The 14,831-nt window shown below is 72.0% G+C and carries 14 protein-coding genes; 2 read left to right on the top strand and 12 right to left on the bottom strand.

What is annotated here, in order from left to right; translation table 11 throughout:
• Positions 1-47 precede the first annotated feature (47 nt).
• The 12 genes from ACFVTR_RS02835 to ACFVTR_RS02780 all read right to left on the bottom strand — a co-directional run bounded on the left by ACFVTR_RS02835 (position 48) and on the right by ACFVTR_RS02780 (position 13,031).
• Positions 48-839 (bottom strand): ABC transporter ATP-binding protein, encoded by a 792-nt coding sequence (locus tag ACFVTR_RS02835; protein WP_376941182.1) that lies wholly within the window; start codon positions 837-839, stop codon positions 48-50.
• A gap of 14 nt (positions 840-853) precedes the next feature.
• Complete coding sequence (locus ACFVTR_RS02830; RefSeq protein ID WP_157422354.1) at positions 854-1,747, bottom strand: ABC transporter permease; 894 nt, start codon at positions 1,745-1,747, stop codon at positions 854-856.
• Between the two features lie 30 nt (positions 1,748-1,777).
• Positions 1,778-2,773, bottom strand: a complete 996-nt coding sequence (locus tag ACFVTR_RS02825) for an ABC transporter substrate-binding protein (RefSeq protein ID WP_387034540.1) — start codon at positions 2,771-2,773, stop codon at positions 1,778-1,780.
• Between the two features lie 139 nt (positions 2,774-2,912).
• Positions 2,913-3,992, bottom strand: coding sequence for a histidinol-phosphate transaminase (gene hisC, locus ACFVTR_RS02820; RefSeq protein WP_387034538.1), 1,080 nt, complete (start codon positions 3,990-3,992; stop codon positions 2,913-2,915).
• Between the two features lie 194 nt (positions 3,993-4,186).
• The gene (locus tag ACFVTR_RS02815) at positions 4,187-4,966 is read right to left on the bottom strand and encodes an alpha/beta fold hydrolase (protein ID WP_387034536.1); all 780 of its coding nucleotides are present in this window, start codon (positions 4,964-4,966) and stop codon (positions 4,187-4,189) included.
• Entirely contained in the window at positions 4,963-5,574 is a 612-nt protein-coding gene (locus tag ACFVTR_RS02810; protein ID WP_387034534.1) for an isochorismatase family protein, read from the bottom strand. The genes ACFVTR_RS02815 and ACFVTR_RS02810 overlap by 4 nt, the downstream gene beginning before the upstream one ends.
• Positions 5,575-5,645: 71 nt before the next feature.
• Positions 5,646-7,106, bottom strand: coding sequence for a D-alanyl-D-alanine carboxypeptidase/D-alanyl-D-alanine-endopeptidase (locus tag ACFVTR_RS02805; RefSeq protein WP_387034532.1), 1,461 nt, complete (start codon positions 7,104-7,106; stop codon positions 5,646-5,648).
• A 90-nt stretch (positions 7,107-7,196) separates the two neighbouring features.
• Positions 7,197-8,423, bottom strand: coding sequence for an ABC transporter permease (locus ACFVTR_RS02800; protein ID WP_387035370.1), 1,227 nt, complete (start codon positions 8,421-8,423; stop codon positions 7,197-7,199).
• A 128-nt stretch (positions 8,424-8,551) separates the two neighbouring features.
• Positions 8,552-9,229 carry an ABC transporter ATP-binding protein gene (locus ACFVTR_RS02795; RefSeq protein ID WP_376941189.1) on the bottom strand — a complete coding sequence of 226 codons (678 nt, stop codon included), beginning with the start codon at positions 9,227-9,229 and terminating at the stop codon, positions 8,552-8,554.
• Entirely contained in the window at positions 9,226-10,899 is a 1,674-nt protein-coding gene (locus tag ACFVTR_RS02790) for a hypothetical protein (RefSeq protein ID WP_387034530.1), read from the bottom strand. Before ACFVTR_RS02790 ends, ACFVTR_RS02795 begins: the two co-directional genes overlap by 4 nt.
• The gene (locus ACFVTR_RS02785; RefSeq protein WP_387034528.1) at positions 10,896-11,873 is read right to left on the bottom strand and encodes a hypothetical protein; all 978 of its coding nucleotides are present in this window, start codon (positions 11,871-11,873) and stop codon (positions 10,896-10,898) included. Before ACFVTR_RS02785 ends, ACFVTR_RS02790 begins: the two co-directional genes overlap by 4 nt.
• Before the next feature lie 171 nt (positions 11,874-12,044).
• Entirely contained in the window at positions 12,045-13,031 is a 987-nt protein-coding gene (locus tag ACFVTR_RS02780; protein ID WP_387034526.1) for a Gfo/Idh/MocA family protein, read from the bottom strand.
• Between the two features lie 83 nt (positions 13,032-13,114).
• On the opposite strand from ACFVTR_RS02780, the gene ACFVTR_RS02775 reads away from it, so the two are divergent.
• Both ACFVTR_RS02775 and ACFVTR_RS02770 read left to right on the top strand, forming a co-directional pair.
• Positions 13,115-13,948, top strand: a complete 834-nt coding sequence (locus ACFVTR_RS02775; RefSeq protein ID WP_387034524.1) for a GDSL-type esterase/lipase family protein — start codon at positions 13,115-13,117, stop codon at positions 13,946-13,948.
• Positions 13,945-14,760: an SGNH/GDSL hydrolase family protein gene (locus ACFVTR_RS02770; RefSeq protein WP_387034522.1), complete on the top strand. Its 816-nt coding sequence runs from the start codon at positions 13,945-13,947 to the stop codon at positions 14,758-14,760. Before ACFVTR_RS02775 ends, ACFVTR_RS02770 begins: the two co-directional genes overlap by 4 nt.
• Positions 14,761-14,831: the final 71 nt, after the last annotated feature.

The raw sequence follows: 14,831 nt of genomic DNA, 5'->3' as shown, positions 1-14,831 counted from the left end.
CGGCGCCCCCGCGCCCGACCGCGCCCCGGTGCGGGCGCCGATCCCGCTCAGCCGAGCATCGCGCGGTCGTCGAGCGCCGCGCCCTTGATCTTCGCGAACTCCGCGAGGAGCCCGGCGACGGTCATCTTCTGCTTCTCCGCCTCGGGCAGGTCGAGGATGATCCGCCCCTCGTGCATCATGATGAGCCGGTTGCCCACGCGGAGCGCCTGCTCCATGTTGTGGGTGACCATGAGGGTCGTGAGCTTGTCGCGCTCGACGACCGACTTGGTGAGGCGGGTGACGAGGTCGGCCCGCTGCGGGTCGAGCGCCGCCGTGTGCTCGTCGAGCAGCAGGATGCGCGGCTGCGTGAAGCTCGCCATGAGCAGCGACAGCGCTTGGCGCTGGCCGCCCGAGAGCAGCCCCACTCGGGCCTTCAACCGCTGCTCGAGGCCGAGCTCGAGCGCCACGAGCTCCTGCTCGAACCGCTCGCGACGCGCCTTCGTCACGCCGAGGTGGAACCCCCGGCGCTGCCCGCGCCGGAGCGCGAGCGCGAGGTTCTGCTCGATGGTGAGGTCGGGCGCGGTCCCGGCCATCGGGTCCTGGAAGACCCGGCCGATGTACGCGGCCCGCTGGTAGTCCTTCATCCGCTTCACCGAGCGCTCGTCGATGAGGAGGTCCCCCGAGTCGACGGCGATCTTGCCCGCGATGATGTTCAGCAGCGTCGACTTGCCGGCGCCGTTCGAGCCGATGACGGTGACGAAGTCGCCCTCGTCGAGGTGGAGGGACACGTCGTTCAGCGCGACGCGCTCGTTGACGGTTCCCGGGAAGAAGGTCTTCGTGACGTGATCGATGGTGAGCATGGTCGTCGCTCCTCTCAGGCCCTGACCGCGCGGCGGTTGAGCTGCCGGAAACTCGGGACGCGCTTCAGGAAGCCCCAGCGCGGCAGCAGCAGCGCGGCGACGACGAGCACGGCGGAGATGAGTTTCATGTCGTTCGGGTTGAGGCCCGCCGCGAGCGCGAAGAAGATCACGAGGCGGTAGATGATCGCGCCGACGAGCACCGCGAAGGTCGCCACCCACACCGAGCGACCCGCGATGATCGCCTGGCCGATGATGACCGAGGCGAGGCCGACGAGGATGAGGCCGATGCCCATCGAGACATCCGCGAAGCCCTGGTACTGCGCGACGAGCGCGCCGCAGAGCGCGACGAGCGCGTTCGAGATCGCGAGCGTCAGGATCGTCGTGAAGTGCGTGTTCACGCCGAACGAGCGGATCATCTGCTCGTTGTTGCCGGTCGCCTGGATCGAGAGACCGAGGTCGGTCGAGAGGAACCAGTCGATGGCGAACTTCAGCACGAGCGCGAAGATCGCGAAGATGAGGATGCTCCACGGCCCGCCGAGCAGGCCGTTGTCGCGCAGCGGCGTCATCACGGTGTCCTCCCTGAGCAGTGGGAGGTTCGATTTGCCCATGATCCTGAGGTTGATCGACCACAGCGCGATCATGGTGAGGATGCCGGCGAGGAGGCCGTCGATGCGCCCCTTCGTGTAGAGCACCCCGGTGACGATGCCGGCGACCGCCCCCGACGCCGCCCCTGCGAGGGTCGCGACGGGGGCGGGCACGCCCTGCACGATGAGCGAGGCCGCGACGGCGGCGCCGGTGGTGAAGCTGCCGTCGACCGTGAGGTCGGGGAAGTTGAGCACGCGGAATGTGAGGTACACACCGAGCGCCATGATCCCGTAGAGCAGGCCGAGTTCGAGTGCGGCGTTCATGCAGGGCCTTCCGGATGTCCCGTGGGCGTCTTATTCGATGGTCTGGTCGGCGTCGGCGACCAGGTCTTCGGGAAGGGTGACGCCCTGGCGCTCGGCGGCGGCGGGGTTCACGATCAGCGAGAGCTCGTCGAGGGTCTCGACGGGCATCTCGGCCGGGTCGGCGCCGTTCTCGAGGATCTCGATCGCCATCTTGCCGGTCTGGTAGCCGAGCTCGGTGTAGTCGATGCCGTAGGTGGCGACGGCGCCGCGCTCGACCTGGCCGCCCTCCGCGCCGAACAGCGGGATCTGCTTCTGCTCGGCGATCTGCACGACGGCCTCGAGGCCCTCGGTCACGCGGTTGTCGGTCGGGATGTAGATCGCGTCGACGTCGCCGAGCGACTCGGTCGCCTGGGCGACCTCGCTCGAGTTCGTGACGGTCGCCTCCTTGATCGTGAGGCCGAGCTTGTCGGCGGCCTCCTTCGCGAGCTCGACCTGCACCTCGGAGTTGACCTCGCCCGAGCTGTACACGATGCCGACGGTCTTCGCGTCGGGCACGACCTGGGTGACGAGCTCGAGCTGCTGCTCGACGGGGTTGAGATCGCTCGTGCCGGTGACGTTGCCGCCCGGCTTCTCCCAGCTGTCGACGAGGCCGGCCTCGGCGGGCTCGGTGACGGCGGTGAAGAGCACGGGGATGTCGGCGATCGACTGCGCCGCCGCCTGCGCGGTGGGCGTGGCGATCGCGAGCACGAGGTCGACGCCGTCGGTCTGGAACTTCGCGGCGATGGTGGTCGCCGTGGCCTGCTCGCCCTGCGCGTTCTGCTCGTCGAACGTGATGTCCTCGCCCTCGACGTAGCCGGCGTCGGCGAAGGCCTGCTTGAAGCCCTCGCGCGTCGCGTCGAGCGCGGGGTGCTGCACGATCTGGCTGATGCCGATCGAGACGGTGTCGTCGGATGCTCCGGCCGCGCCGCCGTCCGCTGCGCAGCCGGTGAGCAGCAGTGCTCCCGAGGCGAGCAGTGCGAGTCCGGCGAGCTTCGAGTGGGTTCTCATCGTGGGGATCCTCCTCAGGTCCGTGTTGCGGGGGTTCCGTGCGCAGGGCGCAGGTCTCTGGGGCGGGCTCGGCCGTGAATGGCCGGGCCCGTGATGGGGATGGAGCGGGGTCTGGAGGTGGGGCGGGTGCGGGGTGGCGTCAGCCGACCGGCGCCGCGACCGGTGCGGTGGCGACGGCGGCGGCCGCGGCGGCGAGGAAGCGGTCGTTCGCCTCGGGCGAGCCGATCGTCACGCGGACGCCCTCGCCGGCGAAGGCGCGCGCCACGACGCCGTGCGCGTGCAGCACGCCGTCGACGCGTTCGGTGTCGTCGCCGGTGCGGAGCCACACGAAGTTGCCGAAGGAGTCGACGAGCTGCCATCCCCCGTCGCGGAGCGCCGCCGTGACGCGCTGCCGCTCGGCGACGATCCCGCGGATGCGCACCTCGAGCTCGGACTCGGCGTCGAGCGAGGCGATCGCCGCACGCTGGGCCAGGTCGCTCACGGCGAACGGCACGCCGACGCGGCGGAGGTTCGCGGCGATCTCCGCCGGCGCGATGGCGTAGCCGACGCGAAGCCCGGCGAGCCCGTACGCCTTCGAGAAGGTGTGCAGCACCGCGACGTTCGGGTGGCGGCGGAAGAACTCGAGCCCGTTCGCCGAGCGGGGGTCGTCGTCGAAGTGCACGTAGGCCTCGTCGACGACGACGAGCACCTCGGCGGGCACCTTCGCGAGGAACGCGGTGAGCTCGTCGGCGGTCACCGTCGCGCCGGTCGGGTTGTTCGGGTTGCAGACGAAGACGAGCCGGGTGCGGGGCGTGATCGCGGCGGCCATCGCGTCGAGGTCGTGGCGTTCGTCGGCCGTGAGCGGCACGGGAACCGGCGTGGCACCGGCCACCTGCACGAGGATCGGGTACGCCTCGAATGAGCGCCAGGCGAAGATCACCTCGTCGCCGTCGCCGGCGCTCGCGTGGATGAGCTGGCTCGCGACCTCGACCGATCCGGCGCCGAGCGCGATCTCGGCGGGGTCGACGTCGTAGTGCTCGGCGAGCCGGCGGGTGAGCTCAGCGGCGCCGAGGTCGGGATAGCGCTGGATCCCGTCGAGACCGGCGACGACCGCGTCGACGACGGAGGGCAGCGGGGGGAACGGGTTCTCGTTCGAGGAGAGCTTGACGGCGCCCTGCGCGGCGGGCCGGCCCGGCTTGTAGACGGGGAGCCGGCCGATGACGTCGCGCTGGTGGATCATGTCCCTACTTCCTCGTGGGTCGTCACCGCGGCGCACGTCGCCGCTGACGATCGGCAGCCTAGGGAGGAAGTCGACGGGGCGGCAAAGCGACGATCGAGCACCCGACAAGGTGCTCGATCGTCACGTGCCGATCCGATTCGAGCTGTACAAGATGCACAGCCGTGGAATGACACCCGGTGCGGACGCGACCCGGCTCAGTCGCGCAGGAACCCGATCGCCGCGTCCTTGAACACCCGCGAGGTGAGCGTCGAGACGTGGTCGCGGCCCGGCACGGAGACGAGGTCGACGCCCCAGTCGAGCGCGAGCTGCTGCACGCCGGCCGGCACCGGGTCGAGCTCGCCCGCGACGAAGAGCGCGGGGATCGTCCCGGGGATCCCGAGGGGTGCGCCCGACACGCCCTCGACGACCGCGAGCAGCGCCTCCCGGTCGGCGCCCGCGTCGATCGCGGGCCGGAGCACCTGCTCGATCACCCGGTTCTCGGTCGGCCGGTCCTCGACGAGCAGCTCGCGCACCTCGGCGATGGCCCACGAGGCGAACAGTTCGTTCGGCCCCGCCCCGCCGAGCACGACCCGCCGCAGGCGTTCGGGCGCGATCGCCGCGAGCGCCGAGACCACGCGGCATCCCATCGAGTAGCCGATCGCGTCGGCGACCGGCACGCCCGCCGAGTCGAGCACGGCGGCGAGGTCGGCGCCGAGCCGGACCGGCGCGTAGTCTGCGGCTCCGATCGGCTTGTCGCTCTCGCCGTGGCCGCGCAGGTCGACGGTCACGACCTCGCGCCCGGCGTCGGTGAGCGCCTTCACCCAGCCGGTGCCCTCCCACGTGATGCGCGCGTCGGAGGCGAAGCCGTGCACGAGCAGCACCGGCGGCAGGGCGGCGTCGCGGTTCGGCGCGCGGTGCACGCGGTACCCGATGAGCGTCCCGTCGGCGCTCTCCGCGTGCAGCAGCGGGGGGCGCGAGGCATCCGTCGCGATCACTCGGCGGCCCCGGATGCCTCGGCGACGACGCTCGAGGTCACGATGAGCGCGCCGGCGTGGCCGAGCTCGGCGAGGGCGGCGATCGACGACTCGGCCGCGACGCCCGCGACGAGGTCGGTCAGCACGCGCACGTGCTGGCCGTGCTCGAGCGCGTCGAGTGCGCTCGCCCGCACGCAGTAGTCGGTCGCGAGGCCGACGACGTCGACGTCGGTGATGCCGTGGCGGCCGAGCAGCTCGCTGATCGTGTCGCCCGCGTCGTCGGTGCCCTCGTAGATCGAGTAGGCCGGCACCCCCTGGCCCTTGCGGATGTGCACGTCGACATCGTCGATCGTGAGCCCCGGGTGATACTCGGCGCCCATCGTGCCGGCGACGCAGTGCGGCGGCCAGGTGTCGACGAAGTCGGGTTCGGCGTCGGTCGCGAAGTGCCCCCCGTTGTCGCCCTCGCCCGAGTGCCAGTCGCGCGAGGCGACGACGAGCTCGTAGGCGCCCCGGTGGCGGGCGAGCAGCTCGCTCACGCCGGCGGCGACGGCGGCTCCGCCGTCGACGCCGAGCGCACCCCCCTCGGTGAAGTCGTTCTGAACGTCGATGATGAACAGCGCGCGGGTCATGCCTCCATTGTCCCCCCGCCCGCGCGAGGGGCAACCCGGGCGGGCGCGGAGCCCGCCGCGAGCCCCGCCGCTCACTGGTTCGAGAGGTTGTCCCCGCAGAGGTAGAAGCCCGTCGCGAGCGTGTCGATGGCGGTCTTCGCCTCATCGGTCACGTCGCCGAGGGCGTAGATCGCGAAGGTGAGGTCGGTGCCGTCCTCGGCACGGATGACCCCCGAGAGCGTGTAGCCGGTGTTGATCCACCCCGTCTTCGCGAGGACGCGGCCGTCGGCCACCGCGTTGTCGCCCCAGAACCGGTCGTCGTAGGCGAGCGAGCCGCGCTCGCCCGACACCGGCAGCGAGTCGAGCAGGTACCCGAGGTTCGCCTCTCGGGCGTTGATCTTCACGAAGAGCCGCGTGAGGTACGAGGGCGGAACGGCGTTGTCGTCGGAGAGACCCGAGCCGTCGACGACCGTGATGCCCGCCGTGTCGACCCCGTAGGGCGCGAGGCCCTCGAGCACGCCCGCGTTGATGGCCGCGAAGTCGTTGCCGGAGCCCGTCTCGATCGCGACGAGGCGCGCGAGCATCTCGGCGACCGTGTTGTCCGACACAACGAGCGCCTTGTCGACGAGCGCCGACACGGGCGGCGAGAGCACCTGACCGAGCTGCGCCGCCCCGGCGGGCGCCGTGCCCCGCTCGATCGTCGCGACCCCGCCGAGCTCGTCGGCGAAGGCCTGCCCCGCCCGGCCGATCGGGTCGTCGCTGCGCCAGGAGGTGTTCGAGTACGGGTCGTCGCGGTCGCCGTCGACCATGAGCGCCGTGATGTTCGACATGTAGCCGTCCTCGCGCTCGACGAGGTCCCAGCTCGGCTGCCACTCCTCGCCGCCGAAGTAGCTCGCGTCGAGGATCAGCTTCGTGATCGGCGGATTCGCCGGATCGGCGGCCCACGCCTCTTCGACCTGGCGGGCCAGCTCGTCGAGGTGCGCCGCGCCCGGGTAGGCAGTCTCATCGCCGGAGGGGGTGCGCGAGAGCGTCACGTCGCCGCCGCCGACGAGCACGATCGAACCGGGCTCGGCACCCTTGACGACCGTCGTCGCGGCGCGGTGATCGGGCCCGAGCACCGAGAGCGCCGCCGCCGAGGTGAGCACCTTCATGACGCTCGCGGTGCGGGAGGGCGTCGTGCCGCCGCGGTCGTAGAGCACCTCGCCGGTCGACGCCTTCATCACCTGCGCCTGCAGGTTCGCGAGACGCGGGTCGGCGGCACGATCGGCGACCGAGCAGGTGCGCACGCGGCTTGCCGCCGCCGCCGTCTCGGGCCGTGGCCGTGCCTCGGGAGTCGGCGTCGGGGTCTCGCTCGGCACCGCGGCCGAGACGGGCTCCTCGGGTGCGAGCGCGGCGCCGAGGGCGACCGCGCCGCCCCCGACGAGCGCGAAGGCGAGCACGCCGCCGACGATCGCGAGCGGCAGCCGATGCTTCCTGATGAAGGCGAGCGCGGATGCCGCGGCACCGCCGCGCCCGGGCGGCGCGGCGCCCGTGGCATCCGTCTCATCGATCACGCGGGAATTGTACGCGCCCTCCCCCGATGCCCCGTTCAGGAACGGTGCGGAGACCCGCGCCCTTCGGCGCGGGTGCCAGCGACCGGGCGATCAGACACCGGCGCGCAGGGCGGCGATCGGCTCGATGCGCGAGGCCTTGCGCGCCGGGTAGGCACCGGCGCCGAGCCCCACGACCGCGCCGAGGAGCGCCGCGCCGAACACCATGGGCAGGTCGATGATCGGGGTCCACTGCTGCACGAGCGCGACGACGACCACCGCGAACACGCCGACCGCGGCCCCGATGAGCCCGCCGAGCAGGCCGATCACGACCGACTCGACCATGAACTGGCGGGCGATCTGCCGCCTCGTCGCGCCGAGCGCACGCCGCAGGCCGATCTCTCCCGTGCGCTCCGACACCGAGAGCAGGGTGACGTTCGCGATGCCGAGCCCGCCCGCGAGCAGCGCGATCACCCCGAGGATGAGGAAGACCACGTTGATGTCGGCCTGCACGTTCTCCTGCAGCGAGGAGCCGGCGCGCGGCGCCTGCACGTCGAAGTTCTCGGGGGCGTTCGGATCGAGCGCGATCGGCGCCTGCTTCGCGACGAGCGGGCCCGCGCCCGCGTCGATGCGCAGCTGGAGTTCGCTCGCGCTCCGCAGGCCGAAGTCGGCACGCGCCGTTCCCAACGGCAGGATGACCGCGTCGAGCAGGTCGGGCCGGCGCTCCATGCCGTCGACGATGCCGATGACGGTGTACGGGCGCTCGCCGATGAAGATCGAGGGCTGGCTGTCGACGCGGTTGATGCCGAGCTTCTCGGCGGCCCGCGCGCCGATCACCGCGACCCGGTCGGCGCGGGCGTCGTGCCCGTCGTCGAAGTAGCGCCCGGCGCTCACCTCGCCGCGCACGGCGTCGAGGAGCCCCGGCGAGGTCGCGAGCAGCGCCGGGCTCAGCACCTCGGGCGCCGAGGGGTCGTTGATCGGCACGGCGGTGATCTCGAGCTCGCCGATCGGCACCTCGCCGATGAGCCCCGCGCGCTCGACGCCGTTGAGGCGCTCGACCCGCTCCGACGCATCCCACGGCAGGGTCGTGGTCGCGACCTCGTTGCCGCTCGAGTTCGCGGTCTCGGGCTTCACGACCGCCTGCGTCGCGGCGACCGCGTCGAACTGGCGGCTGATCTGCCCCGCCGCCGTCTGCGCGAAGCCGATCGTGACGACGAGCGAGGCGATGCCGAGCACGGTGCCGAGCGTCGTCATGACGAGTCGTCCGGTGTGGCCGCCGATGCCGTGGCTCACCTCGACGAGCAGGTCCTGGTTGGTGAAGCGATCGGCACGGGCGATCACGGGGACGGCGGCGGACTCGCTCGCGCCGTCGACGCTCGCGCCGACGACGGTCGTGCCGTCGACGATCGCGCCGTCGTTCGCGACGTCGGTCGACGCACCGCGGCGGAAGCGCCGGAGGATCGATCCCCTCACAGCTCGCTCACCCGCCCGTCGGCGATGCGGATGCTCCGTCGCGCCCGGTCGGCGACGTGCTGGTCGTGCGTGATGACGACGAGGCTCAACCCGTCGGCATTGAGCTCCTCGAAGAGGTCCATCACCTCTCCGGAGGTCTGCTGGTCGAGGTTGCCCGTGGGCTCGTCGGCGAGGATGAGCTCGGGCGAGGCCATCACGGCCCGGGCCACGGCGACGCGCTGCCGCTCGCCGCCCGAGAGGGTCGTCGGCAGGAAGTCCATGCGATGCGCGAGGCCGACCCGGTCGAGTGCGGCCTTCGCCCGGGGCATCCGTTCGCGTCGCGGTACGCCGCTGTACAGGGTGGCGAGCAGCACGTTGTCGAGCACGGTGCGACGCGGCAGCAGGTGGAAGGCCTGGAACACGAACCCGATCGTCTGCGCGCGCAGGCCCGCGCGCGCCTCCTCGTCGAGCGCGGCGGTGAGCACGCCGCCGAGCCGGTACTCGCCGACCGTCGGCCGGTCGAGGAGGCCCAGCACGTTGAGCAGCGTCGACTTGCCCGAACCGCTCGGTCCGACGATCGAGAGGTAGTCGCCCCGCCCGATCGAGAGGTTGACGCCCTTCAGCGCCTGCACCTCTGGCGGACCGGGGAAGGAGCGGGTGACATCGATGAGCTCGACCACGGGGGCCTGGCTCATCGGCCCACCACGACGAGGTCGCCCTCGGCGATCTCACCGGTGATCTCGACGAATCCCTCGGCGGCGAGGCCGGTCTCGACTTCGACGAGCCGGGTCTCGTCGCCGTCCTGCACCTCGACGCGCGATTCGCCGCCGGGCCCCGCGGTGAGCGCCGCGAGCGGCACCGCGAGCACATCGCCCTCGGTCGCGCCGATCGAGATCTTCACGCGCACGTTCTGCCCGCGCAGCGCCTCGACCTGCGCGTCGGTGGGCTTGACAGGTGCGAGCACCACGTCGTAGCGCGGCCCCGACTCGGCGGCCTCGCCGCCTTCGGCCTTGCGCGGTTCGACGGAGGTGATCGCGGCCGCGAGCTCGGAGCCGTCGGGCATCGCGAGGGTCGCGACGTCGCCGACCTTCAGCAGCTTCGCGTCGCTCTCGGCCGCGGAGGCGTTGATCGCGAGGGTCGCCCCCGAGACGAGCATCGCCGCGGACTGCACGATGGTGCCGCGCTCGACCATGACCTCGTCGACGCGGCGCGGGAGGTCCTGGAGGTAGAGCACCTCGCTCACCGGGAGGAAGGCGAGGGTGCCGGTCTCGGCCTCCGCGAGGAGCTCGTAGGCGTCGTCGAGCTGCGAGCGGGCCGAATCGAGGGCCGCCCGTTCGGCGCTCGCGTCCTTCGGCGCGAGTCCGGCGTCCCGCTCGACGCGGGCGAGCTTCAGCGCATCCTCAGCGTCGCCGATCGCGACGGCGTCGCCCTGGGCCTTGGCGGCGGCGAGCGCGCGCTCGGCGGCGCGCACCGCGTTGTCGAGCTGGACGCGCTCGACGGAGCTCGGGCCGGACCCGGCCGCGGCGAGCGCCCGTTCGGCGGAGGCGACCGACTCCTCGGCGCCGTTCACGGCCTCCCGCGCCGAGCGCACGGTGTCGGCAGTGCCTTCGGGCGCCTCGGGCAGCGGATAACCGACCTTCTCGTAGAGGGCCGCCACGCCGGCCGCGGTCGCCGAGTCGTAGGCGTCGGAGCCGACGTCGCCGGGGTCGATGCCGACGGCGCGCAGCGCCTGCTTGAGCTGCGTCACGTCGGGCCCCGAGAGCCCGGCCCGAAGGGTGCGGTAGCCCGGCAGTTCGCCCGGCAGCACGATGACCGGGCGACCGGTGACCTCGAGTGCGACCGCCGCAGGACCGAGCGTCGCACCCACCTCGGGCACGCGACCCGTGACGACCGCGGGGCCGCCGAGATCGCCCGTCTCGAGCTTCACCTCGACGGAGTCGGCGAACGCCGCGTCGCCGCGGATGGTGACGTCGTTCGAGAGCGAGCGCAGCTCGACCGGCACGGTGATCGGTCCGGCGTCGGGAGCCGACGCATCGGCGGCCGCCTGCCCCGGGGAGACGATGAGGAAGCTCAGCCCGACGCCGGCGACGAGCGACGCGATCGCGACCGCCGCGAGCACCCAGAGCACCCGGTTGCCGCGCAGCACGCGCCGCCACCCCTGAACCGCGGGGTCGACGGGTTCGGCCGGCGCGGCGTCGGTCGGGGTCGACGCCTCGGCGGCGACGAGCTCGTCGAACTCGCTGCGCGGGGCATCCGACGCCGCGTTCTCGCCGGCAGTGCCCGCCTCGCCCGCCTCGCCCGTCGCGCCCGCCTCGCCGGCGCCGCCCGACTCGCCGGCCCCGCCCGCGCGCCGCCTGCGGATCACTCGTCGCCCTTGCTGTACGCGGCGAGCAGCGCGTCGAGCTCGGACTTGTTGTCCTCGATGAACTGCTCCTCCAGCGCGAACTGCGCCTTCAGCTGCGTGTTCTGGTAGTCGAACTTCTCCGCGCAGCGGAAGTCGGCGACGGCGATGTCGATCTCCTGCTGCTTCAGCTCGGCGAGCTGCTCGTCGCTCGGGCCCTCGGGGTTCTCACCCTCGTAGAAGGCGTTCTGCTCGTCCATGATCGAGGTCTGGGCGTCGCTGCGGGTCTTCAGGTCGGGGTACTCGGCGTCGGCCATGCAGGCCGCCCACTTCTCGTCGAGCGCGAGCATGTCGGGCTGCTTCGCGAGCCCCTCCCACAGGGCGCCCATCGCCTCGGTGAGGTCGGTGAACTCCTCGTCCTCCCAGTAGTTCTCTCCCTGGATCTCGTGCTGCGCCGCGCCTTCGCAGCCCGCGGTCTCCCAGTTGTACTCGTAGGAGCCGTCCTCGTTCATCTCCTCCTCGGTCGGCGGCACGCCGTAGAGGGTGGCGTAGTAGGCCTCCTGCTCGCTGGGCGAGAGCGACTCGACATAGGGCTGGTTCGGGTCGACGTACTCCTCGGCCTCCTCCTGCTGGGCCTCCATCTCCTCCTGCGTCTGGATCATCCCCCAGCCGTTCGCGGCGACCCATTCCTCGGTCTCGCGCTCGGCCATCTCGTCCTCGTCCATGAAGCCCATGTTCTGCGACTGGTCGATGGGGGTGTACTCGAAGCCCTCCTCGGCCATGCACTCGGCCTTGAACTCCTCGGCCTTCTTCTGCTCGGCGATCATCCGCTCCTCGTCCCACGTGCCGTTGACCGGCTCGAGGTACTTCGTGAGCGGGCTGTCCTCGTAGCTGAGCTTCTCCGCACCGCCGGCGGGCCCGCCGGCGCAGCCCGCGAGCGCGAGCACCGTGACGGCGGCGAGGGCGGTGAAGCCGAGGACGGGGCGGCGTGCGGGCACGGGGAACTCCTTCGGGTCGGTGCGCCGAACCCCGCGTCGGACGGTCGCTCGAGCGGGTCTCGGACGCGTCGGCAGGGCGGCGCTCCGGCGAGCCTATCGGCGCGCCGGAGCCCCGCACCATCCGTCCAGAGGATGATTCGGGGTCGGATCAGGGTGATCCCCGATCGGCGCTCACTCGCCCGGGTAGCGGAGGCCGATCTGCTCGCGGATCAGGTCGAGCGTCTCCATGATCGCGACGCTCTGCCGGGTCGGCAGGATGTCTCCGCCGTCGGTGCGTCCCTCGGCGACGAGTCGCTCGAGTGCGGCCGCCTGGTAGTGCATGCCCCGGCCGTGTACCTCGGAGACGTACTCCTCGACGACCTCGCCGTCGGGACGGACCAGGCGGAAGGTCGTCGGCGCGTACCAGATCGGGTCGATCTCGATGCGCGCCTCGGTGCCGAGCACCATCGCCGTGTTCGGCCCGCGGGTGTTCGACGCGGAGAGCGTGGAGGCGATGCGGCCGTCGCCGTAGGTGAAGATCGTCGCGACCTGCGCGTCGGCGCCGGTCGGCTTGAACGTCGCCGACGACCGGACGTCGGCGGGGGCGCCGAAGAGGTCCCAGGCGAACGAGATCGGGTAGATGCCGAGGTCGAGGAGCGCCCCGCCGCCGAGCTCGAGCGCGTTGAGCCGGTGGGCCGGGTCCTCGGGGAGCAGCTGCGTGTGATCGGCGATCAGCGTGCGCGGCTCACCGATCGCGCCCGTCGCGACGAGCTCGCGGATCCGCACCATGTGCGGGAGGTAACGGGTCCACATCGCCTCGAGGGCGAGGAGCCCGCGAGCCTCGGCGACCTCGGCGATCTGCTTGGCCTCTCGGGCGTTCAGTGTGAGGGCCTTCTCGACGAGCACGTGCTTGCCGGCCTCGAGGGCGAGCACGGCGTTCGCCGCGTGCATCGGGTGCGGAGTGGCGACGTAGACGACGTCGACCTCGGGATCGGCGACGAGCGATTCGTAGCTGCCGTGCACCCGCGGGATGCCGAACTCCTCGGCGAAGCGTGCGGCGGAGGCCTCGTTGCGCGAGCCCACGGCCCGCACATCGAATCCGTTGAGCTTCAGGTCGTTGACGAAGAGGCGAGCGATGCCGCCGGTCGCGAGGATGCCCCAGCGCAGAGATTCGGTCATCCGGCAAGGATACGGCGAGTTCCCCGCTTCCACCCCCAGATCTGGTTACTGTGGAATCCTCAATTCAGGCCTAGCGTTGGGCCATGAGCGCTCTTTTCACCCGAAGGGCCCGCAACGGCATCGTCGCCGCGGCGTCCGCAGTCGTCCTCCTCGCGATCCCGATCGGGATCGCGCTGCCCGCCCAGGCAGCGCCACCGCAGACCGCCGTCGCGAAGTACGTCGCACTGGGCGACTCGATCGCCGCAGGCCAGGGCGCGGGCACGCCGCTCGACGCCTGCCTCCGCACCGGCGCCGGCTACGCGAACGGCCTCGACGCCATCCCCCGCATCAACCTCCTGCGGAACGCGGGCTGCAGCGGCGCCACTGTGAGCGAGGTCGCCGCCGGCCAGCTCGACCAGGTCAACCGCGGAACGACCCTCATCACGATCACGGCAGGCGCCGGCGACCTCGACATCGGCGGGGTCTACGCGGCGTGCTTCCCCGATCCGAACACGCTGCCCTGCGCGGCCGCCGTGGGGGCCGCCCAGCAGACCCTCGAATCCGGCGTCATCGGCGAGCGCCTGACCGCACTGCTCATCGCGACGCACGAGCGGTCGCCGCGTGCGCAGATCCTCGTCACCGGGTATCCGCTGCCGTTCGGCGGCGCGACACCAGGATTCCTCGGCGTGATCGACCAGGCCGCCGCGGCGCTCGACGCGCAGATCGCCGGAGCCGTCGCCGCAGCCGCCGGCCTCGGTGGGGTGCCCGCCACCTACGTCGACGTGACCGCGGCCTTCGCCGGCCACAGCGCGGTCAGTGCCGATCCCTGGCTCGGTTCGAACGCGGCCGATCCCGTCACGTTCCTCCATCCGAACGCCGCGGGCTACGCCGCGTACACCGGCCTCGTGCACGACGCCTACCTGGCCGTGGCGCCGTGAGCGCGCGCAGGACGCTGGCCGCGGCGGTCGCGGCCGTCGCCGTCGCGGCCCTTGCGCTGACCGGCGCGTCGCCCGCGTTCGCCGCGAAGGGGCCGGGGAAGCCAGGCGGCGGCTCGAGCGAGCTCGCGTACGTCGCGCTCGGCGACTCGTTCGCAGCGGGGCAGGGCGGCGGGAGTTATCTCGACACGAGCTGCTACCGCAGCAGGAACAGCTACCCGCAGCGTCTCGATGCGACGGCGAAGCTGAAGCTCACCGCCTTCCCGGCCTGCGCCGGAGCCTCGACCGTCGAGACCCTCGCGTCGCAGGTGCCGTCGATCCCCGCGGGCACGCAGCGCGTGTCGCTGACCGTCGGCGGCAACGACGTCGGGTTCGCGTCGGTGATGCAGAACTGCTTCGTGTTCGTCTCCACCACGAGCTGCGAGTCGCGGCTCGTGACGGCGGAGACCATGGTGGGCGACGGCACGATCTACAACCGGGTCGCCTCGCTGGTGCAGGCCATCCGCGCGAAGGTCGGCGCCCAGGCGAAGATCGTCGTCGCCGGCTACCCGCAGCTGTTCCAGCTGCCGTCACGGTATGCCTACGCCGCCCGCGTCAACGCCGACACGAGCGCACTGAACGACCAGGTCGAGGCGGCCGCGGTCGCCAACGGCGCGACCTTCGTCGACGTGGAGGCGGCCTTCGCCGGACACGGCATCGGCAGTTCGACGCCGTGGATCAACGCGTTCAGCATCTTCAACACCACCGCGGCGTTCCACCCGAACTCGACGGGATACGCGAACTACGCGACGCTCCTCGGCCCGGCGCTCGGCTGACGACTCGAGACGGGAACGACGAAGGGCCTGGGGAGACCCGGGCCCTTCGCATATCCGGCACCTCGACGATT

This window comes from Agromyces sp. NPDC058126 (genome assembly GCF_042884595.1).
Lineage (GTDB): Bacteria > Actinomycetota > Actinomycetes > Actinomycetales > Microbacteriaceae > Agromyces.
This window is presented reverse-complemented; position numbering and strand designations above follow the sequence as displayed.